We start from the raw sequence: 24,268 nt of genomic DNA, 5'->3' as shown, positions 1-24,268 counted from the left end.
GGAGAACACGACAATGGCCATTCTTCTTCTCGCAGAACATGACGGCGCGAGCCTCTCCGACCAGACCGCCAAGGCGCTGACGGCCGCGGCCCGGATCGGCGGCGATGTGCATGTGCTGGTCGCCGGCTCCGGCGCCAGGGGTGCTGCCGATGCAGCGGCGAAGCTTTCCGGCGTTTCCAAGGTGCTGCTCGCCGATGATGCCGCCTATGCCAACAATCTGGCGGAACCGCTGGCAGACCTGATCGTCTCGCTCTCCGGCGCCTACGACGTCATCATCGCCGCCGCCACGGCGTCGGCAAAGAACGTCATGCCGCGCGTCGCGGCCCTGCTCGACGTGATGCAGGTCTCCGAAATCATCGAGGTGGTTTCCGCCGACACGTTCAAGCGCCCGATCTACGCCGGCAACGCCATCCAGACGGTGCAGTCGACCGATGCCAAGAAGGTCATCACGGTGCGCACCGCCGCCTTCCAGGGCGCCGGCGAAGGCGGCTCGGCCGCCGTCGAGACCGTTTCGGCCGCAGGCAATGACGGCCTTTCCACCTTCGTGGAGGATGCGCTCTCCTCGTCCGACCGCCCGGAACTAACCTCGGCCAAGATCATCGTCTCCGGTGGCCGCGCGCTCGGTTCCTCGGAGAAGTTCCGCGAAGTCATCCTGCCGCTCGCCGACAAGCTGGGCGCTGCCGTCGGCGCCTCGCGCGCTGCCGTCGATGCCGGCTATGCGCCCAACGACTGGCAGGTCGGCCAGACCGGCAAGGTGGTCGCGCCGGACCTCTATATCGCCTGCGGCATTTCCGGTGCGATCCAGCACCTCGCCGGCATGAAGGATTCGAAGGTCATCGTCGCCATCAACAAGGACGAGGAGGCACCGATCTTCCAGGTGGCCGATTACGGCCTCGTCGGCGACCTGTTCCAGATCATCCCGGAGCTCGAGAAGGCGCTCTGAGCCTTCCGCCGCTTCCAGTCAAAAGACAAAGGCCGCGTTCCGACAGGAACGCGGCCTTTGTCATGCAACAGATCCCGCTCCCTCAGCGGGCAGGCATTCAGAATTCCTCCCAGCTCTGCCCGGAGGAGCCGGAAGCCGGCGGGCTTGCCGGAGATTTCGAGAAGCCGGCCGCCACCTTGCCAAGCAGGGCACGGGCGGGCGAGGCCACCTGGCGGCTGGTCTCGCCGGCCGGCCTGACGGGGGCGACGCGACCGCTGGCCGCCGCGGCGCGTTGCGGCGGCACCGAAACCGGCAGGGGCTCGTCGCGCCCGAGCGAGGCGGAGGCGTGAAGCGAGGCCGCCATCTGCCCTTCCGAAAGGCGGAAGCGGGATACCAGTTCCGACAGGCCCTGCGCGTTGCGCGTCAGCTTCTCCATGTCGTGATTGGTGCGCTCGGCCATCTGCGAATTCTGCTGGGTGGTGTTCTCCATCTGGCGAATGGCGGTGGAGATTTCCCTGACGCTTTCAGACTGCTCGCCGGCGGCCTCCGCGATGAGGGCAATCTGGTCGTTGATCTGCGTCACCTGACCGGCGATCTCGCCAAGTGCGGAGCCGGTATTCTGCACGAGATCGACCCCCGTCTTCACCGCATCGCTGGACTTGCCGATCAACTGCTTGATCTCGCGCGCGGCAGTGGCCGAGCGCTGCGCCAGCTCGCGCACTTCCTGCGCGACGACCGCAAACCCCTTGCCGGCTTCCCCGGCGCGGGCGGCCTCGACACCGGCATTGAGTGCCAGAAGGTTGGTCTGGAAGGCGATCTCGTCGATCACGTTGATGATCTGGCTGATTTCATGCGAGGCATGCTCGATGCGGCTCATCGCCTCCACCGCCGAACTGACGATGGCGCCGGAGCGATCGGTCGAGGTCTTGGTATCGGCCGCCATGGCACGGGCATTGGTCGCCCGCTCGGTCGAAACCCGGATGGCCTCCATGATCTGGGTGATGACCGCCGAGGTTTCCTCGATCGCCGCCGCCTGCTGTTCGGAACGGCGCGACAGATCGTTGGTCGCCGCCGTCATACCGCTGGCCGTCTCGTTGATCGAGGCGGTGCTGCCGGAAACCTGCTGCATGGTGCTGGCGAGATTGCGGATCGAATCGTTGAAATCCGTGCGCAGCCGGTCGAGCCCCTCCATGAAGGGCGTATCGATCGTGGTCGTCAGGTCACCGGAGGCCAGACGCCGAAGGCCCGCACCAAGCACGTCGACTGTATGCTGCAGCCGCGCCGTTTCCTCTGCGCGTGCGGCGTCGCGCGCCACGCGCTCCGCCTCCGACATCTGCCGGTCGCGTTCGGCCTCGCTCTGCAGGCGCATCTTCTCCAGCGCCGCGTCGCGGAACACCGCCACCGAGCGCACCATGTCGCCGATCTCGTCCTGGCGCTGCTCGCCGGTCAGCACGATGCCGGTATCGCCGCCGGCCAGCCGCGCCATGGCATCCACGAGCCTCCTGATGGGACCGGTGATGCTGCGCGACACGAGGACGGCTGCAATGACGGCCAGAACGAGAATGCCGGCGGCCAGGCCGAGAATGGTGTTGCGCAGACCGGCAAGGCTCGCCAGCGCCTCGTTTTCCGACATCACGGCGAGTACGGCCCAGTTGTGGCCGCCGAAGGCAAGCGGCGATGCCGCCATGTAATTGGTCGTGCCGCGATAGTCCGGCAACAGGCCGCTCGCCTTGGCGCCGCCCAGCGCATCCCTGACGGCCGGCGCCTCGATGCGCTGCACCAGCGCATCCTTTTCGGAGGTCAGAACGGAATCGGTCACGGCCAGACCGGCCGCATTGACCAGCAGCGTCTCGCCCGTCTGGCCAAGGCCCGTGCGGTTGCCGAACATGGTATTGAGACGGGTCGCCGGGATCGCCACCACGATCACCCCGACCTTGATGTCGCCCATGAACAGCGGCGAGGCGAGAAAGGTCGCCACCTGCTTCTGCGGCCCATAGAGCACGTAATCCGAAAAGGCGAAGAGGTCGCGATCCTCGCTGTCGCCCACCTTGCGGAAGACCTCGGCAAGCGCGGTATCCTTGAGCGACGGATCGGTAATGCTGGCGCCATATTCCTCGTTCTTCTGAACGGTGTAGAGAATGGTGCCCTTGGCGTCGATGAGGAAGATGTCGGCATAGCCGTAGCGCTTCAGCGCAGCCCGCAGCACCGGATGATAGAGACTGTGATTGCTGTCATAGGTATCGATGCGTGCGCTGTCATAATCGGCCCGCTGGCCGGCCGGGCTCGGATTGTTGGTGATGTAGCGCTCGGTCAGCGTCGCCTTCGGATTGTCGCCCAGATAGCGCCAGTCGCGGCGGAATTTGTGCAGCGCCTCCCCGGTGGTCGCCGTGCCGGCGATCGCCCTCAGATTGGTCACCATGTTCTCGAAATAAAGCTGCGCCTCGTTGCGCCGGCCGTCAGCGGTTGCCTCCAGCTTCTCCATGGCCTGCTCGCGCAGAACGCGGCCGCTTTCCATCAGGCCGGCAAAGCTTGCCGCGCCGATCGACAGAAGGGTCACGATCGTCACGAAAACCGGCAGTTTCCTTGCAATGCGCATCGGTTGTCGTCTCCAGCAGGTCCGATCCCTGGCAAGGGCAGGCATGGTTCCCCCCGTCCCGCATCTTGCCTCGGCCCGCATGGTGCCGCCACACGCTTAAGATAACCCTAAAGTGAGTGCGACCCGCCCTGCAGGCTGTCCTGACACTGCTCATCATCGATTAAGGACTGGAAAATTACGATGGCGGGCATTATCACTCTTAAGGGAAGTGCGAGCCATTGGCGGGTGTTTTCTCCGCACCGCTTCACAGACGCACGTAACGTGCCGGTGTGGCTCCAGGGCTCCAGCGGAAACAGGGCGCTATGATCACGAATATCGGAATTGTCGGTGCAGGTCAGATGGGCTGCGGCATTGCGCATGTGAGCGCACTGGCGGGCTACAAGGTCACGCTGTACGATCTCTCCAGCGAACGCATCGAGGCGGGACTTGCCACGATCAACGGCAATCTCGCCCGACAGGTCAGCAACGGCAAGCTGACGGATGACGAGCGGCGCGACGCTCTGTCGCGCATCTCCGGCAGCACGGATGTCAACGACCTCGCCCCTGCCGATCTGGTGATCGAGGCGGCCACCGAGGACGAGAGCGTCAAGCGCAAGATCTTCAGCAAGCTCTGCCCCGTGCTGAAGCCGGAGGCGATCCTTGCCACCAACACCTCCTCGCTGTCGATCACCCGGCTTGCCGCCGCGACCGACCGGCCGGAACAGTTCATGGGCATTCATTTCATGAATCCGGTACCGGTGATGAAGCTGGTGGAACTGGTGCGCGGCATCGCCACGGATGACACCACCTTCCGCGCCGCCAAGGAATTCGTGGGCAAGCTCGACAAGACGGTCACGGTCGCCGAGGATTTTCCGGCCTTTATCGTCAACCGCATCCTTCTGCCGATGATCAACGAGGCGATCTATACGCTTTATGAGGGCGTCGGCTCCGTCGAGGCGATCGACACCGCCATGAAGCTCGGTGCCAACCACCCGATGGGTCCGCTGCAGCTCGCCGATTTCATCGGACTCGACACCTGCCTTTCGATCATGCAGGTGCTGCATGACGGCCTTGCCGACAGCAAGTATCGCCCCTGTCCGCTGCTGGTGAAATATGTCGAGGCCGGCTGGCTGGGCCGGAAGTCCGGCCGCGGCTTCTACGATTACCGCGGCGAGGTGCCGGTTCCGACCCGCTGAACCGTCAGGACAGGTTTCGGCGCATCAGAGCGCCGACACCTTGTCGACCAGGGTCTTCGCCTGTTCGCCATCCCAGGCGGCCGGGCCGTTCATCGAACCGATCAGGCAGCCTTGCCGGTTGATGACCAGCGTAACCGGCAGGCCAAAGGCAAGCCCTTCCTTCTTCAGCGCATTGAAGACGCCCATCGTGCTGTCACGGTAATAGGCGAGATGGTGCACGCCGGTCTCGTCGAGGAAGGCCTTCGGCTTCTCGTCGCCGCCGGTGTCGATATTGATCGCCACCACCTCGAAGCGGTCGCCGCCCTTCTGTTCCTGCAGGCGGTTGAGCGCCGGCATTTCCTCGCGGCAGGGGCCGCACCAGGTGGCCCAGAGGTTGAGAAGCACCGTCTTGCCCTCGAAATTCGCGAGCGTCAGCGCACCGCCGTCCGGTCCCTTGAAGGTGAGCGCCTGAAGGCGTCGCGGCTCAGCCGTGGCGGTCAGTGCCGCAATCTCGCCTGTCGCCAGTTCCGAAACGCTCTTTGCCTGTTGAACCGCGCCCTCGCACGCGCTGTCGGCCGTTTCGGTGGCATTGCCAGACAGGGTCGGCTTCACGTATACCGCCACGGCGCCGGCCAGAATTCCGGCAAAGGCAGCAATCAGGATCAGGCGGACGGACGGCAGACCCAGCGGTCTCTTGTTCGGCATATCAAACTCCAGGACGGGCACTCATGGCAGACGGCACGAAGGATCAGGCTTCCTCCAACCAGATGTGGGGCGGGCGCTTTGCCTCGGGACCGGACGCCATCATGGAGGAGATAAATGCCTCCATCGGCTTCGACAAGAAGCTCTATGCCCAGGACATCCGCGGCTCGATCGCGCACGCCACCATGTTGGCCAAGCAAGGCATCATTTCCACCGAAGATAAAGACAAGATCGTCGAGGGGCTGAACACGATCCTGTCAGAGATCCGCGAGGGCCGCTTCGAGTTTTCGCGCAAGCTTGAAGACATCCACATGAACATCGAGGCGCGGCTCGCCACGTTGATCGGCCCAGCGGCCGGCCGCCTGCACACCGCCCGCTCGCGCAACGACCAGGTGGCGCTCGACTTCCGCCTCTGGGTGAAGGAAGAGCTTGCCAAGACCGAGGCCATGCTGAGCGACCTGATCGCGGCCCTGCTCGACAAGGCGGAAGCCCATGCCGACACGGTCATGCCGGGCTTCACCCATCTGCAGACCGCCCAGCCGGTAACCTTCGGCCATCATTGCATGGCCTATGTCGAGATGTTCGGTCGTGACCGGGCCCGCGTGCGCCACGCCATAGACCATCTGGACGAAAGCCCGATCGGCGCGGCAGCCCTTGCCGGCACCGGCTTTGCCATCGACCGCCACATGACGGCCGAGGCGCTCGGTTTCCGCGAGCCGACCCGCAACTCGATCGACACCGTCTCAGACCGCGATTTCGCGCTGGAATTCCTGTCGGTCGCCGCCATCTGCGCCGTGCACCTGTCGCGTTTTGCCGAAGAGATCGTCATCTGGTCGACGCCGCAATTCGGCTTCATCCGCCTTTCGGATGCCTTCTCCACGGGCTCCTCCATCATGCCGCAGAAGAAGAACCCGGATGCCGCCGAACTGGTGCGCGCCAAGACCGGCCGCATCAACGGGTCGCTGGTGGCGCTGCTGACGGTGATGAAGGGCCTGCCGCTCGCCTATTCGAAGGACATGCAGGAAGACAAGGAACAGGTCTTCGATGCTGCGGAAAACCTGGAACTGGCACTTGCGGCCATGGCCGGCATGGTGCGCGACATGACGGTGCGCGCCGACCGCATGCGCGCGGCTGCCGGCTCCGGCTATTCGACCGCTACCGATCTTGCCGACTGGCTGGTGCGCGAGGCAGGGCTTCCCTTCCGCGACGCCCACCACGTCACAGGCCGCGCGGTGGCGATGGCCGAGGCGAAGGGCTGCGACCTCGCCGCCCTGTCGCTTGCCGATCTGCAGTCGATCCACGCCGCCATCACCGACAAGGTGTTCGACGTGCTGTCCGTCGATGCCTCGGTCGCCAGCCGCGTGAGCTTCGGCGGCACGGCCCCTTCGGAGGTGCGCCGGCAGATCGCCTGGTGGCGGGGCCGCAATTGATCCATCACCAGAATTGACTGCACAAGCGGGCGGAACTTCGCTATGAACGGGCTCCGCCCGCCTGCGCCCCAGGCCGTTGACAAAGGAACAGGAATGTCGAACCAGCGCCATCTCGCCCGCATCGCGATCGTGCTCTGCATCGCCGGCGTCGCCGTCACCGGCTGCGGCCGCAAGGGCACGCTGGACAAGCCGAGCACGCCCGTCGAGCAGCAGAACATCCGCAAGAGCAACGAACAGAAGAAGGAACCGGTGGCGGAAAAGCCCTTCCTTCTCGACCCGCTTCTCTGATCGCGAGCCCGCCCCCGTGAACCACTTCCATTACATCGACGGCGTGCTGCACGCCGAAAACGTCGCCATTCCGGAGATCGCCAAGGCGGTCGGCACCCCCTTCTACTGCTATTCGACCGCCACGCTGGAGCGGCATTATCGCGTCTTCTCCGAGGCCTTCGGCGACGTGGACGCCATGGTCTGCTACGCGATGAAGGCCAATTCGAACCAGGCGGTGCTGAAGACGCTGGGCAGGCTCGGTGCCGGCGTGGACGTGGTCTCGGGCGGCGAACTGCGCCGGGCGCTGGCCGCCGGCATTCCGGCCAGCCGCATCATGTTTTCCGGCGTCGGCAAGACGCCGGCCGAAATGGATCTGGCGCTGGAAGCGGGCATCTATTGCTTCAACGTGGAATCCGAGCCGGAACTGGAAGTCTTGAACCTGCGCGCCCTGAAGCTTGGCCGCAAGGCGCATGTCTCCTTCCGCATCAATCCGGATGTGGACGCGCGCACGCATGCCAAGATCTCGACCGGCAAGAAGGAAAACAAGTTCGGCATTTCCTATGAGCGCGCCCGCGCCGTCTATGCCCATGCCGCGACGCTTGACGGCATCACGGTCAGCGGCATCGACATGCATATCGGCAGCCAGATCACCGAGCTGCAGCCCTTCGAGGATGCCTTCCGCCTGCTGCGCGAACTGGTGGAAACGCTGCGTGGCGATGGCCACCGCATCGATCACGTCGATATCGGCGGCGGGCTCGGCATTCCCTACAAGGACGACAACAATCCGCCACCGCTGCCGGATGCCTATGCCGGCATCGTCAAGGCGCAGCTGAAAAGCCTGAACTGCAAGATCGTCACCGAGCCCGGCCGGCTGATCGTCGGCAATGCCGGCATACTGGTGACCGAAGTGCTCTACGTGAAGGATGCGGGCGACAAGACCTTCGTCATCGTCGACGGCGCCATGAACGACCTCATCCGCCCGACGCTTTACGAAGCCTATCACGGCATTCGCCCGGTCATCATTCCGGCCGACGACACGCCGCGCATCAAGGCCGACGTGGTAGGCCCCGTCTGCGAAACCGGCGATTACCTGGCGCTCGACCGCGACATGGCACGACCGCAAGCCGGCGACCTGTTCGCGGTCGGTTCGGCCGGCGCCTACGGCGCGGTGCAGGCCGGCACCTATAATTCCCGCCTGCTGGTGCCGGAAGTGCTGGTGCGGGGCAGCGAGTTCCATGTGGTCCGCCCGCGCGGCAGCTACGAGGATCTGATCGGCCTCGATTCCGTGCCGGCATGGCTGGGCTGAGACACCCCTCGCGTTCACATTTCAGCGAAACGACAAGAAAGCGGGGGCATTTGGCCGCCGCGCCCTCGTCTTCGCCACAAACACTGGTATCCTGTGCGAAGCGGGTTCGCGCGATGCGGTGCCCGACGTCGGTTGACGCCGCCACCCACAGGAGACGGACCGCATGAGCCCCAGCAGGATGCGCTTCACCCGCAAAGGCGCCTTCGATGCCCACCCGGATCTCGCGCGCCGCGTTGCGACGAAGCGGGCGGTCGCCCGTTTCGTGCTGTTCTGCGAAAGGCTGGCGCCCCTCCTGCTCGCGCCGCTCACCGTCATTGCCCTTTTCCTCGCCACCGGCTGGTTCGGCCTGTTCCGGCAGATGCCCGAGATCCTGCGCTGGGTGGCCTTCGGTCTTTTCGTCTTTGCCTTCCTGAGTTCCATCCTGCCGCTCGGCCGGCTGCGCTGGCCGGCCGCCAGCGATGCGGACCGCCTGCTGGAGGCCCGCAACCACCTGCCGCACCAGCCGGTTGCCGTGCAGGAGGACGAGCCGGCCTTCGACACGCCCTTCGCGCGCGCGCTCTGGAAGGAACACCAGATCCGCATGGCACGGCGCATCGCGGCCCTTGATGCCGGCCTGCCGCAGCCCGATATCGCCCGCCATGACCGCAACGGGCTGCGCGCCTTGCCGGCGCTGCTGCTGGTCGCGGCATTCGGCTATTCCTTCTCCAATGGCGGCGGCAGCCCTGCGGACGTCTTTGCCCCGTCTGCGCCGGCCGCGCGCACCAATCCGGATCTGCGCGTCGATGCCTGGCTCACCCCGCCCTCCTATACCGGCCGCGCACCGATCTTCCTCACCGGGCGCGAGGCGCCGGTGGAAGGCAGCGTGCGGCTGCCGCAATATTCCGAACTGACCGTGCGGGTGACCGGTGGCGAGGGCGACGAGCGGGTGAGTTTCGCACCGCTCGAGGGCGGGCCGGCCCGCGAGCTTGCCGCCGAAGGAGCCGAGACGCAGGGCGCGCCCTCCGCGGAGGCAGCGACACCGGCCGGCGCTGCCGCCCAGCCGCTCGGCCCGCGCAGCTACAAGATGAAGGTGGCGCAAAGCGGCGACCTGACCGTCAACGGCCAGCAATGGCTGTTCGACGTGATCGCCGACCGCGCACCGGAGATCGCCTTCGATCGCCAGCCGCGCCGTGCCGTCAACGGCGCGCTCGAAATCGGCTTCACCGGCAAGGATGATTACGGCATCCAGAAGGCCTTCGCACTGATCGAGCCGGTCGAGCCGCAGGATGACGGGGCAAGGCCGCTCTATCCGCTGCCGGACTTCAAGCTCGACCTGCCGCGACAGAATTCCCGCGACATCAAGGGCCTGACCAGCCGCAACCTGACCGAACACCCGCTCTCCGGCAAGCGGGTCCGCATCACGCTGGTGGCCGTGGATGGCGCCGGGCAGGAAGGGCGCAGTCCCTCCGTCGAGATGGTGCTGCCGGCCCGTCGCTTCGCCGAGCCGCTGGCCGCGGCGGTGGCCGAACAGCGGCAGATCTTTGCGCTGGACACCCGGCAGATGCCGCGTGCGATTGCGCTCAACGAAGCGCTGGCCCTGCGCGCCGACGAGACCATTCCAAACCTTACCCATTTCCTGCTGATCCGCTCGGCGCTGGAGCGCATGAAGCTTGCCCGCAGCGAGGAGCAACTGAAGGACACCGCCGACTATCTGTGGGAAATCGCTCTCGGCATTGAGGACGGCGACCTTTCCCAGGCCGAGCGCCGGCTGCGGGACGCGCAGCAGGCATTGTCGGACGCGCTGCAGAACAATGCATCCGACGAGGAAATCGCCCGCCTGATGAAGGAACTGCGCGAGGCGATGCAGAACTTCATGTCGGAACTGGCCCAGCGCATGCAGAACATGCCGCAATCGCAGCAGGACATGCAGGCGCAGAATGTCATCCGCCAGCGCGACCTGCAGAACATGATGGACCAGATCGAGAATCTCGCCCGCTCCGGCAATCGCGACGCCGCCCAGCAGATGCTGTCCGAACTGCAGCGGATGATGAACAACCTGCAGGCGGGCCGCCCGCAGCGGCCGCAGCAGGGCCAGCAGCAGCAGACGAGCCGCATGCGCCAGCAGATCGACAAGCTCGGCGAGATCATGCAAGAGCAGCAGCGCCTGATGGACCAGACCTTCCAGATGGACCAGGCCCTGCGCGACCGGATGCAGCGTGGCGATCCGGGCCAGCAGCCCTATGACCAGGGTCAGAACCGGCAAGGGCAGCAGCAACAGCAGGGTCAGCAGGGCCAGCAGTCACTCGACCAGATGACCGAGGAGCAGTTGCGCGAGGCGCTGAAGAACCTGCGCGCCCAGCAGGAGGGTCTCGGCAAGAAGCTGCAGGAACTGCAGAAGGGGCTGAAGGAACTCGGCATGCAGCCCGGCGAGGGCTTTGCCGAAGCGGAACGCGAAATGGGCAATGCCGGCGAAGCGCTCGGCAAGGGCCAGGGCGACCAGGCCGTCGAAGGCCAGGGCAACGCGCTGAACGCGCTGCGCCAGGGCGCCCAGAACATGATGCAGCAGATGATGCAGGCCATGCAGCCCGGCCAGGGCCAGCAGGGCCAGGGGCCTGGCGAAGGCATGGCCTCGCAGGGCGGCCAGAACGGCCGCGATCCGCTGGGGCGGCCGCGCGCCACGTCCGGACCGGAATTCGGTGACCAGGTGAAGGTTCCGGACGAGATCGACGTGCAGCGCGCCCGCGAGATCCTTGACGCCATCCGTGAACGGCTTGGCAACATGATGTCCGGCGAGGAAGAGCGGCGCTATCTCGAACGCCTGCTGGATATCCGCTGATCTGTGCCGCTCGGCGCCGCCTGCGGCGCACCGTCAGGCGGTCACGCGGCCGGCAGGCCTTGGTCAGCGACCCATCGGCCGGATCGGGTTCGGACCGCAAAAATCCGGAAGAGAGAGCGATATGAGGTGGCGGACCGGTCAGGCGGCCTTCGGGGCCAGCGCCTGCGCCACGGCACGGCGGATATCCGGCAGGGCAAATGGCTTGTCGACCACGTCGATGACCTTGGCCATCAGGTCGTCGGCGCGTTCGCGCTGCTCGGCATAGCCCGTCATCAGCAGGATCTTCAGCGACGGGAACTGTGCCGCGGCGCGATGCGCCAGTTCGATGCCGTCCATCACCGGCATGCGAATATCCGACAGCAGCAGGTCATAGCTGCATTCCTCCAGGCGCTGGAGGCCTTCCGCACCATCAGCCGCCTCATGCGTCTCATGGCCATCCAGGCGCAGGGCGCGTGCCACGAAGGAACGCAGCGAATCCTCGTCTTCAGTGATCAGGATCTTGGCCATGGCAGATTTCTCCCGTGCATCATGCATCAAATCGGGATCCAGATGACCCGGATTTCCTTTGCGAGGAGTAAACGGCCGGAAGCCCTGAAACCGGATGGTTAATGCCCGGTATCAGGTTACGCGCCTCAGCCCTCGGCCGGTGCATCTCCGGTAACCACCCCGACGAAGGGCAGCTCGCGGAAGGCGTAGGCGACATCCATTCCATAGCCGACGACGAAGTGATCGGGGCAGTCGAAGCCGACATATTCCGCCTCGAGCGCCTCCTTGCGCTTCATCCGCTTGTCCAGGAGTACGGCCACGGTGACGTTGCGCGCGCCGCGCTCGTAAAGCAGTTCCTTGGCGAATTTCAGCGTGCGGCCGGATTCCAGAATGTCATCGATCAGCAGCACGTCGCGGTCCTGCACGTCCGAATCGATGTCCTTGACGATGCGCACACCCTGCGAGACCGTGCCGGCGCCGTAGCTGGATAGCGTGATGAACTCGACTTCCGGCGCAAGCCCGGTCTCGTGCAGGGCACGCAGCAGATCGGCGGCGAAGATGAACGAGCCCTTCAGGATGGCGATGACGAGGAGATCCTTCGTCGGCCCCTGAGCGATCTCGCGGGCAAGAACCTGGTTGCGGTGAGCGATCTGCTCTGCGGTGTAAAGCGGCTCGATAACTTTGCCGCGCACGATGGGCATGGGGCGTCTCCCGGACTTGTCAAACCCCGCCGATATCACGTTTCAGGAGCGGGAGGCACCCTGCCCTTCGAAGGAAAGGCGCAGTTGCGGGCTTTTTCCACCGGGGTGCGGCAGCGTAAGCGAAAAGCCGCGGCTGTGACCGCCATCCATCACAGCAACCGGCGCCGCGATGAGGGCCGAAGAAACCACCCTGTCACCTTCCGTCAGGTCGGCGCGGATCGGCAAGACCTGCAGCGGGCGTGCGGCACGATTCTCCACCACGCCGCTCACCGTCAGCACCGGCTGCTGGCCGGAAAAGCCGGGCGTCAGCGTGACATGGGTGATGTCGAGCCCCGCGCCCTCATGCGCATCGGCGCTTTCGCCGGAGATCAGCGAGAAGCCGCCGCACAGCGCAAAGACGACGACGAAGACGAAGGCCACGACGGCGGAAAAGAAATCCGCCGACATGCGCATCAAAAGCGCTTCCAGCCGTTCCGTCACCCTGGCAAGGCGCGAGGCCGGTTCGCCGAGCAGAGGCGCGCGGCGGCGAAAGGCACGGTGCAGGTTGTCATTGCCGACGGGACGCGGTCTCGCACCGCAGGTCGAACGTGGCGCTGCCTCGCCGAGCGTCTCGAAGGTGGCATCCACCACATCCGCCGCGCGGCGCGGTGCGGCCGGGCGGGGCGATGGCCTGTTCTGCGGCGGCAGAATGTCATGGTCAGCGGCGTCGTGACGGTGCGAGCGGAATGCGCCCATGGTTCTCTCCCCGCCTCTTCCACATGCGTGTGGACGTCAGGCATTGAAACGAATCCCGCCTAGTCGTAAATTCGAATGGTTAATGCTTCGCAAAGCCCCTCCGGAAACACCGGATTTTCCGGGTTGGATTCAGGATCCATAAACCCTTGCCATTTACCAAGGGCCCCTCAGCAATACCAATGGACTGGACGACGCGTTGATCCATTTCGAAAATGTCGGTCTGCGGTACGGAATGGGCCCGGAAATCCTCCGGGATCTGACCTTCGATATCCCGAGACGCTCCTTTCAGTTTCTCACCGGCCCTTCCGGCGCCGGCAAGACCACGCTTCTGCGCCTTCTGTTTCTGTCGCTACAGCCGACGCGCGGCCTGATCCGCATGTTCGACCGCGATCTGTCGCAGATTCCGCGCGCCGAACTGCCGATGCTCCGGCGCCGGGTCGGCATCGTGTTCCAGGATTTCCGGCTGCTCGACCACCTGACCACCTACGAGAATGTCGCGCTGCCGCTGCGCGTGCGCGGCAAGGAGGAAGCCGGCTATCGCAACGACGTGATCGAACTGTTGAAATGGGTCGGGCTTGGCGAGCGCATCAACGTGCTGCCGCCGGTGCTGTCCGGCGGGGAAAAGCAGCGCGTGGCGATTGCGCGCGCCCTGATGGACCGTCCGGAAATCCTGCTCGCCGACGAGCCGACCGGCAATGTCGATCCGCCCATGGCCCGCCGGCTGCTGAACCTGTTCCTCGAACTCAACCGGCTGGGCACCGCCGTGGTGATCGCCACCCACGACCTGACGCTGATGGACCAGGTGGATGCCCGCCGCATGATTCTGACCGAAGGGCGGCTCGATATCTATGAATGAGATCAGCCGCACCCGCGCCGGCCGTCAGCCGGACCAGAAGGCCCAGGCCGCCGATCCGGCCGCCTCCCCGCAGCGCCGCCCGGAAATGCGCGTGCGTCCCACCGGCCCCATCCTGCCGCCCTCCAACATCCAGGGCAATGCGCTGATGGTGGTGATCGCCATCATGTCCTTTCTCGCCTGCCTGACCCTCGGCTCCGTCAGCATGGTGCGCTCCACCGCCGCCAGCTGGGAAAGCCAGATCTCCCGCGAGATCACCATCCAGATCAAGCCGGATGACGGGCTGGACATGGATGCGACGCTGAAGAAGGCACGCGATCTGGCGCTCAGCTTCGTCGGCACGAAGGAGGGCACGATCATGGACGATGCGGCAACCGCGCGCCTGCTGGAGCCCTGGCTCGGCACCGGCCTGGATCTCAAGGAACTGCCTGTTCCCCGGCTCATCATCATCACCATCGATGAGCGGCATCCCCCGGATTTCGCCGCCATGCGCAACCTTCTCAAGACGGAAGTGCCGCAGGCCTTTCTCGACGATCACCGCACCTGGGTGGATCGGCTGGTCTCCATGGCCCATACCACGGTGCTGATCGGCACCGGCGTCCTCATTCTCGTCTTCACCGCCATGATCCTGACGGTGATCTTCGCCACCCGCGGCGCGCTGTCGGGCAACCGGCACATCGTCGAGGTGCTGCATTTCGTCGGGGCCGAAAGCGCCTTCGTCGCCACAGAGTTCCAGAAGCACTTCCTGAAGATCAGCCTCAAGGGATCGGCGGCAGGCGGGGCACTGGCGGCATTGCTGTTCGCCACGGCCGGCTTCTGGCAGAGCCAGACGCGAGCCACCCCGGAGACCGACCAGGCGACCGCGCTCTTCGGCACCTTCACCATCGACTTCATGGGCTATCTCGGAATTCTTGCCACAATCATCGTTATTGCCTTGCTGACGACGCTGACGGCGCGTTTCACCGTCATGCGCACGATTGACGAGATCGACCTGATCCGCTCCGACCCGGCGCGTTCCGATGGCCTGCCCGGCAGCTGATTGCGGCCGGGGGCTGTTCTCGCGGCAAAACTCGGGCTAAGGACGAGGCCATGACCCTTGGCGAGACCATGCGCAAATCCGGATTGCCGCGGCCCCCGGGCAGGCAGGGATGGTCCAGCAGGCGCAGCCTATTCCGGCGCTGCCTGCGCTACGCCGGCATGGGCGTGATTCTGGCGGGCACGCTGCTGTTGGGCGGCTTCCTTTGGTTTGCCGATGCCGTCACCTCGCTGCAGGCGCCCGAGGGTATCAAGGCGGATGCCATCGTGGTTCTGACAGGCGGATACCAGCGGATCGACCAGGCACTCGGCCTGCTGCGCGACGGTGCCGGCAAGCGCCTGCTGATTTCCGGCGCCCATCCGTCCGCTTCGCCCGCGCAGATCCGCCGCTCCACGCAGGGCTCGCCCGATCTGTTCCACTGCTGCGTCGACGTGGGCTATGGCGCGATCGACACCATCGGCAATGCCAACGAGATCACCCGCTGGATTCGCGACCACGGCTACCGCTCGGTCCTGGTCGTCACCAACAACTACCACATGCCGCGCAGCCTGCTGGAGCTGCGCGTGCTGGACCGCCACACCGATTTCATTCCCTATCCCGTCATCAATGCCGACCTGAAGCGCAAGGCCTGGTTCACAGAGCCGGACGTGCTGCGCATCATGCTGGCGGAATATGCGAAGATGGCGGCCGCCAGCCTGCGCTCCTATTTCGGCATCAGCCAGGGCACGGGCCTGCGCACCCAGGAGGAGATCCGCGAGGAAAGCACGAAGCCGCCGCCGCATCGATAGGCTGCTTCCGTCGGACGGCCGGATGGTGTAGGCACGGCGCTGCCGATGCCCATCTGGAAGCCCGTCATGCTGGTCCTGCGTTCATTCCTGTTCAACACCCTCTTCTATGCCAACCTGATCCTGAGGATGATCGTGCTGACACCGGTCTATTTCCTCCTGCCGCGCAAGAAGGCCTTCGCCATCCCGAAGGGCTGGGCCCGCTCGAACCACTGGCTGATGGAAAAGATCGTCGGGACCACCTTCGAGATCGAGGGGCTGGAAAACATTCCGAAGACCGGCTGCATCTTCGCGCCGAAGCACCAGTCCTTCTGGGATACCTATGCGCTTCTGCCGTGGATGGACGATCCCGTCTACATTCTGAAGCGCGAGCTCACCTGGATTCCGCTGTTCGGCTGGTATGTGAAGAAGCAGCGGATGATCCCCGTGGACCGCGGCGCGCGCGGCAAGGTGATGGTCGAGGTGATGCGTCGCACCAAGATCGAGATGGACAAGGGCCGCCAGCTGATCATCTACCCGGAAGGGACCCGCCGTCCGCCGGGTGCGGAACCGGCCTATCGCTACGGCATTGCCCGCATCTACCGCGACACGCAGGTTCCCGTGGTGCCGATCGTCATGCATCCCGGCCTGTTCTGGCCGCGCCGCAGCACCCTGCGCTATCCCGGTCACTTCAAGGTGCGCATCCTGCCGGCCATAGAGCCCGGCCTGGATCCGGATGCCTTCTTCGCCCGACTGGTGGAAACGCTGGAGACGGCAAGCGACCAGCTGCTGCTCGATGATGTCGCGGCCAATCCGCAGCTGCCGCTGCCGCCGACCGCCGCAAAGCGACTGGCAGAACTGAAGGCTCAGGCGAGCGCCGTCCGGGCCTGAAGCGCCGCGACACAGGCGGCCACCCCTTCCAGCCAGTGATCACGAATGCCCATGTCCTTCAGATGCGCCACCGTGTTGGCAACATAGGCATGGTTGGGGCCGGACTGCCCCCTGGAGACATGCACGATACGCGCAGCCTCCTCCACCTCGAGCGCCCCTGCATATTGCGGATGGCCGCGATCCACGACATAGCCCACCGCCTTCACCTGGCGGCCATCTTCCAGCAGCAGAGGCAGGTGCCGCTCCAGATAGACATGGGTGACGAGTTCGCGCTGGCGCAGATAATCCAGCACCGCCTCGCGCTTCGCCTCGGCCACGCGGAAGGCCACGCCGCGGCAGGAGCCGCCCCTGTCAAGACCCAGCACCAGGCCCGGGCGCTCCGGCGTGCCACGATGGACAAAAGAGCGGACACACAGGGAACGTCGATAGCCATGCGCACGCGCGCCCAGCCGCATTTCGTAATCGAAGCCCGGATTCCACATCAGGGAACCGTAGCCAAACACCCAAAATTCGTCCATATCCCACGCCAAACCGCACGCACTCGAACGAGCACCATTGGAGAACATCATGGCAGCGTCAAGCCGAAGCGGCGTTTCCGCAAAAATTTGGGCACTGGCAGCGCTGATCGTCGTGGCCATCGCGCTCTATACCGCAGGCTGGTTCTATGCGGCCGCAACGCTGAAGGCCAATACGCTGGCAGCACTCGGCAAGCAGCAGGATCGCGGCGTGACTGCCGAATGCGCCGACGCGACCTATCGCGGCTATCCGTTCCGCATCGGCCTGTTCTGCTCGAAGGTCACCATCGATGACAGCGCCAAGGGCATTTCCGCAAGTTTCGGCGCGCTGCGCTCGGCCGCGCAGGTCTATGCGCCGAGCCACATCCTCTGGGAACTGGATGGCCCGTCCGAACTGCGCACCGGCAACGGCCTTTCCGTTACCTCGCAATGGAACGACCTGCAGGCAAGCCTGAACACCGTTGCCGGTGGCCTCGAGCGCAGCTCGACCGTGATTCGCGGCCTCACCGCGGCCATCACTTCGTCACAGACCGGTCAGGCCGTCGATCTGAAGGTCGAGCAGGCCGAGATCCATGCCCGGCAGAACGGCGCCGATCTCGATGCCGCCCTCACCCTGCGCAACTCGGACCTGACGGCCCGCGGCCTGCCCCTGCAGATTCCCCGCTTCACCGCCGTTGCGGATGTGACGCTGGCCGGCAAGGCCGGGCTGCTGGAAGGGCAGGACGATACCGGCACCGGCCTTTATGGCACGAAGGGCGAAATCCGCCAGTTGGGCATCGATCTTGGCGACGGACAGATTCTCAGCGTCAGCGGCCCGATTTCCATCGACACCGAAGGCCGGCTATCCGGCAAGCTGAAGCTGCAGGTGGAAAAGATCGGCGCATGGCGCGAACGCCTGTCCGGCAACTTCCCGCAGCTGGCAAAGACCATCGACACCGCCTCGAAGATGCTGTCGGCCCTGACGGGAGGCGGTGACAGCGCAAGCCTCGACCTGACGCTCAATCGCGGCAAGATCCTGGTCGGCGGCTTCATCGCGGTTGGCGAGATCCCGCCACTCTGAGGGCGGGGCCTTCTACGGCCCCATCCCGGATATCGTCAGGTCTTCGGATCGAGCGCGTGGCGGCCGAAATCCGGCGCGTCCACGTCCTGGCCCGCCTCGACGATCGAGCGGCGGATGGTGCGGGTGCGCGAGAACAGGTCGAACAGCTTGTCGCCCTCGCCCCAGCGGATCGCCCGCTGCAGGGAGGCGAGGTCTTCCGAAAAGCGCGCCAGCATTTCCAGGATGGCGTCCTTGTTATGCAGGCACACATCGCGCCACATGGTGGGATCGGAGGCCGCCAGACGCGTGAAATCGCGGAAGCCTGAGGCGGAATACTTGATGACTTCCGATTCCGTCACCGTTTCCAGATCGTCCGCCGTGCCGACGATGTTGTAGGCGATGATATGCGGCAGGTGCGAGACGATCGCCAGCACCTTGTCATGGTGCAGCGGATCCATCTCGTCGATGCGCGAACCGAGTGCCGCCCAGAAATCGCGTAGCCTTCCAAGCGCCTCCGGGTCCGTGTCCGGCAGCGGCGTGAAGATGCACCAGCGGCCCTTGAAGAGGCCGGGAAAGCCGGCATCCGGGCCGGATTTTTCCGTGCCCGCCAGCGGATGGCCGGGAATGAAGTGGACGCCTTCCGGCACATGCGGCTGCATCTGCGCGATCACGGAGGCCTTGGTGGAACCGACATCGGTGAGGATGGCGCCGGGCTTCAGGCTGGGCGCGATCTGTTCGGCCACCATGCCGGAGGAACCGACCGGCACCGAGACGATGACCAGATCCGCCCCCTTCACCGCCTCGGCTGCCGAGGTTAGATAGCGGTCGCCAAGCCCCAGCTCTTCGGCGCGCTTCAGCGTTGCCTCGCTGCGGGTGGAAATCACTAGCTCGCCGGCCAGGCCCTTGTCCCGGATGTCACGCGCGATGGAGGATCCGATCAGGCCGATGCCGATCAGCGTGATCCGCTCGAACAGAATGCCACTCATGCCTTGCTCATGAACTCGCCGAGAGCCTCGATCACGCCGCGATTGGCCTCTTCAGAGCCCACCGTCATGCGCAGCGCATTCGGAAAGCCGTAGCCCTTGACGGCGCGCAGGATGAAGCCGCGGCTCGTCAGAAACTCATCGGCGTCCGGCGCCCGCTTGCCATCCACATCGGGAAAATGGATCAGCAGGAAGTTGGTGACCGACGGAGTGACCTTGAGACCGAAGGTTTCGAAGGCCTGCGTCAGCTTGGTGAGCCACAGCTGGTTGTGCTCCACGGCCTTGCCGATGAAATCCTGGTCGCGGATGGCCGCAGCACCGGCGGAAATGGCCGGCGCATTGAGATTGAAGGGGCCGCGCACGCGGTTCAGCGCATCCAGAATGTCGGAGGGGCCATACATCCAGCCGACACGCAGCGCCGCAAGCCCGTAGACCTTGGAGAAGGTACGCGTCATCACGACGTTCTGGGCGGAGGACACCAGTTCGATGCCGGCCTCGTAGTCGTTCTCGCGCACATATTCGGCATAGGCCGCATCGAGAACGAGGATGACGTTCTTCGGCAGGCCGGCATGCAGGCGGCGCACTTCGGCGGCCGGCACATAGGTGCCTGTCGGGTTGCCGGGATTGGCGATGAACACCATCTTCGTCTTCGGCGTCACGGCGGCCAGAATGGCATCGACATCGACGCGGCAGTCCTGTTCCTTCACCGTCACCGGCGTCGCGCCGGCGCCCATGATCTGGATCTTGTAGACGAGGAAGCCGTGCTCGGTGATGATCGCCTCGTCACCGGCGCCGAGATAGACATGGCACAGCAGGCCGAGCAGTTCGTCGGACCCGTTGCCGCAGAGGATATTGGCGATGTTCAGCCGGTGGGTTTCGGCAATCGCGGTGCGCAGTTCGATTGCCTGGCCATCGGGATAGATCTCGAGGTGGCCGGCCGCCTGGCGGAAGGCGTCGAGCGCCTTCGGGCTTGCGCCGAGCGGCGTCTCGTTGGAGGACAGCTTGAAGACGCGCGCAACACCCGGCGCATGTTCCTTGCCCGGCACATAAGCGGCGACATCCAGGATTCCGGGGCGGGGAACGGGCTTCAGCTGGGCGCTATCCATCGGGCAAGACCTTCGAAAAAGATGATCCTTCGCCCTTAATCCTGTCGGCCGCTTTTGTCGAGGCCACAAGGCCTCAACTGCGGCTTCTGGTGGTCGGAACACCCTGCGCGCCGAGCACCGGCACGAAGACGCGCCGCGAGGCGCGCGCCGCAACCGGCAGGCCCTGGTAGAGCCGCTTCTGCGCCTCCAGCACCAGCACGCCGGAAAAGGCCGGCCAGAGCCGGCGCCCGATCCGCTCGAAGCCGTGCCTGAGCTTCAGTACGGTGCGGAGCTTCGACGGCGGAAAGAACAGCGCTTCGGCGCTGGCGGAAGGGGTGAAATTGGTCTCGCGCATCAGATTGGTCAGCTGGCGGCGCGAATAGGGACGGCCGGAGCCGAAGGGGGTGTGTTCCATGCGCGCCCATACCCCGCGCCGGTTCGGCACGACGATGACCAGCCGCCCGCCGGGCGCGAGGATGCGCCACAGCTCCTTCAGCGTCTCGCGCGGGTTCTCGGCGAATTCCAGCGAATGCACCATCAGCACGCGGTCGATGCTGGCATCCGGCAGCGGCAGCTCCTCATCGAAGACAAGCGCGGTGGAAGAAAGTTCGCCGACCGGCCAGTTCACCGCCCCCTGCCCCGCCGGCATGAAGGCGAAGGTGCGCTCGGTATCGGCACGGAAGCGATCGAGATAGGGCACGGCATAGCCAAGCCCCACCAGCCTTTCCTCCGGCAGGCGCGCCCAGAGCGAGGCGAGCGCCATGGTGATCGAATGCTCGGCAAAGCGGCCGAGCGGCGACTGGTAGAACTCGCGGAGGTCGACGATATCGGCGTGCATGGCGAAAAGCTATCAGAGGGTGGTTGGACTTCAAGTCGGTGGCCTCTACATTGGGGCAAGACCGTTTACACGCAATGGGCAGCACTGATGAAAACTCTGGCGATTGAAGTCTTTATGTGTCGCAGCGACAATTATGGCGTGCTTCTGCACGATCCGGAAAGCGGGCTGACGGCCTCGATCGATGCCCCGGAGGAAGCTCCGATCGTGGCGGCGGCCGAGGCCCGGGGCTGGACGATCACGCATATCTTCACCACGCATCACCACACCGACCATGTCGAGGCGAATCTGGCGCTGAAGGAGCGTTACGGCTGCGAAATCATCGGCCCGGTCAACGAGGCGGTGGCAATCCCGGGGCTTGACCGCACGGTGGCCGATGGCGACGAATTCCTGTTCGGCGAGCATCCGGTCCGCGTCTTCGAAACACCCGGCCATACCGCCGGCCATGTCTGTTACAGCTTCCCCGAGGACAAGCTGCTGTTTGCCGCCGACACGCTGTTTGCGCTGGGCTGCGGCCGCCTGTTCGAGCGCACCGCTGCCGACATGTGGCATTCCATGCAGAAGCTCTGCGTGCTGCCGGACGAGACCGCAATCTACTTCGGGCACGAATACACCCAGTCCAACGCCCGCTTTGCCATCAGCATCGATCCGGACAACGAGGTACTGCAGCGGCGCGTGCGCCAGATCGATGAGGTGCGTGCCGAAGGCCGCTTCACCATTCCGACCATGATGGGACTGGAGAAGGAAACCAACCCCTTCCTGCGCGTCGCAGATCCGGCCATCCGCCGCACTCTCCTGATGGAGGGTGCGACCAATGAGGAGGTGTTTGCCGAAATCCGCAAGCGCAAGGACAATTTCAAGTGACGGCCGACGAGATCATCACGGCGCTCGCCATGCAGCCGCACCCGGAGGGCGGCTGGTACACGGAAACCTTTCGCGACGTGGACGGCGGTGCCCGCGGCCATTCGACGGCGATCTATTACCTGCTGAAGGCCGGCGAGCGCTCGCACTGGCACCGCGTGAAGGACGCGGCCGAAGTCTGGCACTTCTATGCGGGCGAACCGCTGAAGCTTCGGCTGGCGAAGGATGGAGAAGCCGCGCGTGCGGAAATCCTCGGGCTTGACCTGTCCAGGGGCGAGCGGCCGCAGATCGTGGTGGTCGCCGACGAATGGCAGTCGGCCGAGCCGCTGGGCGCCTTCACGCTGGTCGGCTGCACGGTAGCGCCCGGTTTCGAGTTCGCAAAATTCGAAATGGCGCCGCCCGGCTGGGAACCCGGCGCCTGACACGCCCTATTCTGCCGGTGCCTCGGCCGCCGGCCGGCGACGGATCATGTCCTTTGCAGCCAGCGCCGCACCGCCGGTGATCAGCAGGCAGGCAAGCGCGATCCGCAGACTGGGCTCGGCAAAGTCGAACAGGACCAGGATCAGCGTGGAGAGCAGCGGTGCCGCATAGCTTGCGGCACCAAGGATCTGGATGTCGCCGGCCTTCACCCCGTAATCCCAGGCATAGAAGGCCGCCCCCACCGGCATCAGGCCAAGCCCGACAATGGCGATCCACTCGCTTGCGCCAGCGGGCCAGACCGTCTGCTCGAGCGCCAGATGGCAGAGCATCGACAGGATGGAGGTCGCGAGGCAGAAACCCGTCACCACATCGGTGGACACGGCCTCGAAACGCCGGGTCAGCAGCGAATAGCCGGACCAGGTGAAGGCGCAGAGGAAGGCCGCGCCATAGCCGACGAGATAGGCGCCGTCGAAGGAAATGCCGGCGCGGGAAACGATCGCGACGGTGCCTGCCAGCCCCGCCAGCGCGCCGGCCAGATGATGCCAGCGCAACCGCTCGCCCGGCAGCAGCGCCGAGCCGACGACGATCAGCAGCGGCCAGAGATAGGCGATCAGCCCCGCCTCCACCGCTGGCGCATTGCGCAGCGCCGTGAAATAGAGAAAGTGATAGCCGAACAGTCCGCCAATGCCGGTCAGCCAGACCTTTGCCGGCTGGCGCAGCAGTTTCAAACGTTCGGGGCGCACGACAAGCAGGAGAACGCCCGGCAGACTGCCGATGGCAAAGGTGATGGCCGAAAGCTGGAAGGGCGGCATGGTGCCGGAGGCTGCCGTCATCAGGGCCAGCAGCGACCACATCAGGATTGCCGTAAAGCCGATCAGCGTACCCTTGATCTTCACATCTGCCCCCTGCAGCCCTTGTGCCCCAGGAAGCCCCGGAAAGCCTTTTGCCGGGCCGACAGGATCGACCCCGATTATCCGCCGTATTTCACCGCCGTCACATAGACGTCCCCGACCTTGGTCGGAATGCGGGCATAGACGGGAGCATATACATTGACCTTGTCCGCCTTGGCAAACCAGACCTCCATGCGCACACCCTTCAGATATTCGATGTCGCTGCGGCCCTGCTTGTAACCCGATTTCGGCACATAACGCACCTCGCAGACGATGGCATCGCCCTTGTAGCCCTCGGTGGAGAAGACCTTGCTGCCCTTCGGCGAAAGAATGAGGTCGAGCCGCGATTCCCCGTCATAGATCGGCAGCCGACTGGGGCAGATCCGGGCCCCTTCCGGAAAGATCAGCCCGGAAAGCGGATCGAGCACGGCGCGCAGGTCGCCATTGCTGACCGGAATCCAGTTGGACGGCCGCGCCCTCGGCTCCGGCTCGACGGAGGTGGAAACCACGTCACCATTGCGATAGCGGATCTCGTAGCGTCGCGTCTTCTTGTCCTGGCGATAGACCAGCGAATAGGCGCGCGCCTGCAATCGCTCGCCGCGAACGGCACCGCTGACGCTGGTATCGGCCGAGATGTCGCTGAACAGGCTGACAAGGCCGGATGCCTTGAACGAGCCGTCGATCCTGTAATCATTGCGGTCGAACTCGCTGGAGAACGAGGCGCGCGCAATCGGCAGAACGCCGAGCGAAATGTTGTACTCGCTGAGGTGGCGGATGCCGGCGGTTGTCGCCGGTGTTGCGGACAGTCCCAGACAGGCGGCAAACAGGAGGAGGGAACGGCTCCGGCGGAGCATGGTCTTGCCTTGGTTTTGAAGTGACGCTTGCTCACTATAGCCTGTGCAGTGTGGCAAGAAAATAGCGGGAGAAATCGCAGCCCGCGTCGGAATCTGGCCCGCCGCGCCATGTTTGGCTTGACGGGGAC

Annotated in this window: 24 protein-coding genes; 13 read left to right on the top strand and 11 right to left on the bottom strand. The window is 65.0% G+C overall.

Translation table 11 applies throughout. The features are described from left to right. Positions 1–13: 13 nt before the first annotated feature. A complete protein-coding gene (locus KLP42_RS12985; protein ID WP_215567150.1) occupies positions 14–943 on the top strand; it encodes an electron transfer flavoprotein subunit alpha/FixB family protein in 930 nt (309 codons plus the stop codon). 97 nt (positions 944–1,040) lie between these two features. Here KLP42_RS12985 and KLP42_RS12980 read toward each other — a convergent pair whose 3' ends face one another. Then, positions 1,041–3,518: a methyl-accepting chemotaxis protein gene (locus tag KLP42_RS12980; protein ID WP_215567149.1), complete on the bottom strand. Its 2,478-nt coding sequence runs from the start codon at positions 3,516–3,518 to the stop codon at positions 1,041–1,043. A 302-nt stretch (positions 3,519–3,820) separates the two neighbouring features. Between KLP42_RS12980 and KLP42_RS12975 the strand changes: the two genes are divergently transcribed. Further along, positions 3,821–4,693, top strand: a complete 873-nt coding sequence (locus tag KLP42_RS12975) for a 3-hydroxybutyryl-CoA dehydrogenase (protein ID WP_215567148.1) — start codon at positions 3,821–3,823, stop codon at positions 4,691–4,693. Between the two features lie 24 nt (positions 4,694–4,717). On the opposite strand, the gene tlpA is transcribed toward KLP42_RS12975, so the two are convergent. Continuing rightward, a complete protein-coding gene (gene tlpA / locus KLP42_RS12970) occupies positions 4,718–5,377 on the bottom strand; it encodes a thiol:disulfide interchange protein TlpA (RefSeq protein ID WP_215567147.1) in 660 nt (219 codons plus the stop codon). Between the two features lie 23 nt (positions 5,378–5,400). On the opposite strand from tlpA, the gene argH reads away from it, so the two are divergent. The 4 genes from argH (at position 5,401) to KLP42_RS12950 (ending at position 11,192) form a co-directional block, all read left to right on the top strand. Next, the gene (gene argH / locus KLP42_RS12965) at positions 5,401–6,804 is read left to right on the top strand and encodes an argininosuccinate lyase (RefSeq protein WP_215567146.1); all 1,404 of its coding nucleotides are present in this window, start codon (positions 5,401–5,403) and stop codon (positions 6,802–6,804) included. Positions 6,805–6,897: 93 nt separating this feature from the next. Beyond that, positions 6,898–7,092 carry a lipoprotein gene (locus KLP42_RS12960; RefSeq protein ID WP_215567145.1) on the top strand — a complete coding sequence of 65 codons (195 nt, stop codon included), beginning with the start codon at positions 6,898–6,900 and terminating at the stop codon, positions 7,090–7,092. 16 nt (positions 7,093–7,108) lie between these two features. Beyond that, positions 7,109–8,377 (top strand): diaminopimelate decarboxylase, encoded by a 1,269-nt coding sequence (gene lysA, locus KLP42_RS12955; RefSeq protein WP_215567144.1) that lies wholly within the window; start codon positions 7,109–7,111, stop codon positions 8,375–8,377. Between the two features lie 163 nt (positions 8,378–8,540). Continuing rightward, positions 8,541–11,192 carry a TIGR02302 family protein gene (locus KLP42_RS12950; protein ID WP_215567143.1) on the top strand — a complete coding sequence of 884 codons (2,652 nt, stop codon included), beginning with the start codon at positions 8,541–8,543 and terminating at the stop codon, positions 11,190–11,192. Positions 11,193–11,330: 138 nt separating this feature from the next. On the opposite strand, the gene KLP42_RS12945 is transcribed toward KLP42_RS12950, so the two are convergent. The 3 genes from KLP42_RS12945 to KLP42_RS12935 all read right to left on the bottom strand — a co-directional run bounded on the left by KLP42_RS12945 (position 11,331) and on the right by KLP42_RS12935 (position 13,114). Next, positions 11,331–11,699: a response regulator gene (locus KLP42_RS12945; protein ID WP_215567142.1), complete on the bottom strand. Its 369-nt coding sequence runs from the start codon at positions 11,697–11,699 to the stop codon at positions 11,331–11,333. A gap of 125 nt (positions 11,700–11,824) precedes the next feature. Then, entirely contained in the window at positions 11,825–12,379 is a 555-nt protein-coding gene (gene hpt / locus KLP42_RS12940) for a hypoxanthine phosphoribosyltransferase (protein ID WP_215567141.1), read from the bottom strand. A 42-nt stretch (positions 12,380–12,421) separates the two neighbouring features. Next, the gene (locus tag KLP42_RS12935; protein WP_215567140.1) at positions 12,422–13,114 is read right to left on the bottom strand and encodes a hypothetical protein; all 693 of its coding nucleotides are present in this window, start codon (positions 13,112–13,114) and stop codon (positions 12,422–12,424) included. Positions 13,115–13,310: 196 nt separating this feature from the next. Here KLP42_RS12935 and ftsE point away from each other — a divergent pair, with 196 nt between their 5' ends. The 4 genes from ftsE (at position 13,311) to KLP42_RS12915 (ending at position 16,658) form a co-directional block, all read left to right on the top strand. Further along, positions 13,311–13,970: a cell division ATP-binding protein FtsE gene (ftsE, locus tag KLP42_RS12930; protein WP_215567139.1), complete on the top strand. Its 660-nt coding sequence runs from the start codon at positions 13,311–13,313 to the stop codon at positions 13,968–13,970. A gap of 85 nt (positions 13,971–14,055) precedes the next feature. Next, the gene (locus KLP42_RS12925) at positions 14,056–15,006 is read left to right on the top strand and encodes a cell division protein FtsX (RefSeq protein WP_252192970.1); all 951 of its coding nucleotides are present in this window, start codon (positions 14,056–14,058) and stop codon (positions 15,004–15,006) included. 50 nt (positions 15,007–15,056) lie between these two features. Further along, the gene (locus tag KLP42_RS12920; protein WP_215567137.1) at positions 15,057–15,791 is read left to right on the top strand and encodes a YdcF family protein; all 735 of its coding nucleotides are present in this window, start codon (positions 15,057–15,059) and stop codon (positions 15,789–15,791) included. A 66-nt stretch (positions 15,792–15,857) separates the two neighbouring features. After that, on the top strand, positions 15,858–16,658 hold the full coding sequence (locus KLP42_RS12915; RefSeq protein ID WP_215567136.1) for a lysophospholipid acyltransferase family protein: 801 nt from the start codon (positions 15,858–15,860) through the stop codon (positions 16,656–16,658). Here KLP42_RS12915 and KLP42_RS12910 read toward each other — a convergent pair. Beyond that, entirely contained in the window at positions 16,634–17,176 is a 543-nt protein-coding gene (locus KLP42_RS12910) for a gamma-glutamylcyclotransferase (protein WP_215567135.1), read from the bottom strand. The two genes, KLP42_RS12915 and KLP42_RS12910, sit on opposite strands and share 25 nt — an antisense overlap. A gap of 49 nt (positions 17,177–17,225) precedes the next feature. Between KLP42_RS12910 and KLP42_RS12905 the strand changes: the two genes are divergently transcribed. Then, a complete protein-coding gene (locus tag KLP42_RS12905) occupies positions 17,226–18,233 on the top strand; it encodes a DUF2125 domain-containing protein (protein WP_215567134.1) in 1,008 nt (335 codons plus the stop codon). A gap of 35 nt (positions 18,234–18,268) precedes the next feature. On the opposite strand, the gene KLP42_RS12900 is transcribed toward KLP42_RS12905, so the two are convergent. From KLP42_RS12900 to KLP42_RS12890, 3 genes are all read right to left on the bottom strand, one after another. Beyond that, positions 18,269–19,198: a prephenate/arogenate dehydrogenase family protein gene (locus KLP42_RS12900; protein WP_215567133.1), complete on the bottom strand. Its 930-nt coding sequence runs from the start codon at positions 19,196–19,198 to the stop codon at positions 18,269–18,271. After that, on the bottom strand, positions 19,195–20,301 hold the full coding sequence (gene hisC / locus KLP42_RS12895; protein ID WP_215567132.1) for a histidinol-phosphate transaminase: 1,107 nt from the start codon (positions 20,299–20,301) through the stop codon (positions 19,195–19,197). Before hisC ends, KLP42_RS12900 begins: the two co-directional genes overlap by 4 nt. Positions 20,302–20,374: 73 nt before the next feature. Next, complete coding sequence (locus KLP42_RS12890) at positions 20,375–21,118, bottom strand: class I SAM-dependent methyltransferase (RefSeq protein WP_215567131.1); 744 nt, start codon at positions 21,116–21,118, stop codon at positions 20,375–20,377. An 87-nt stretch (positions 21,119–21,205) separates the two neighbouring features. Between KLP42_RS12890 and gloB the strand changes: the two genes are divergently transcribed. Both gloB and KLP42_RS12880 read left to right on the top strand, forming a co-directional pair. Next, positions 21,206–21,979, top strand: coding sequence for a hydroxyacylglutathione hydrolase (gene gloB / locus KLP42_RS12885; RefSeq protein WP_215567130.1), 774 nt, complete (start codon positions 21,206–21,208; stop codon positions 21,977–21,979). Next, positions 21,976–22,398, top strand: coding sequence for a cupin domain-containing protein (locus tag KLP42_RS12880; protein ID WP_215567129.1), 423 nt, complete (start codon positions 21,976–21,978; stop codon positions 22,396–22,398). Before gloB ends, KLP42_RS12880 begins: the two co-directional genes overlap by 4 nt. A gap of 6 nt (positions 22,399–22,404) precedes the next feature. Here KLP42_RS12880 and yddG read toward each other — a convergent pair whose 3' ends face one another. After that, complete coding sequence (yddG, locus tag KLP42_RS12875; RefSeq protein ID WP_215567128.1) at positions 22,405–23,292, bottom strand: aromatic amino acid exporter YddG; 888 nt, start codon at positions 23,290–23,292, stop codon at positions 22,405–22,407. A gap of 74 nt (positions 23,293–23,366) precedes the next feature. After that, positions 23,367–24,140, bottom strand: a complete 774-nt coding sequence (locus tag KLP42_RS12870; RefSeq protein WP_215567127.1) for a DUF3108 domain-containing protein — start codon at positions 24,138–24,140, stop codon at positions 23,367–23,369. Positions 24,141–24,268: the final 128 nt, after the last annotated feature.

This window comes from Rhizobium sp. CSW-27 (assembly GCF_018760785.1).
Taxonomy (GTDB): domain Bacteria; phylum Pseudomonadota; class Alphaproteobacteria; order Rhizobiales; family Rhizobiaceae; genus Neorhizobium.
The sequence above is the reverse complement of the archived record's forward strand: the minus strand, read 5'-3'. Positions and strand labels throughout refer to the sequence as shown.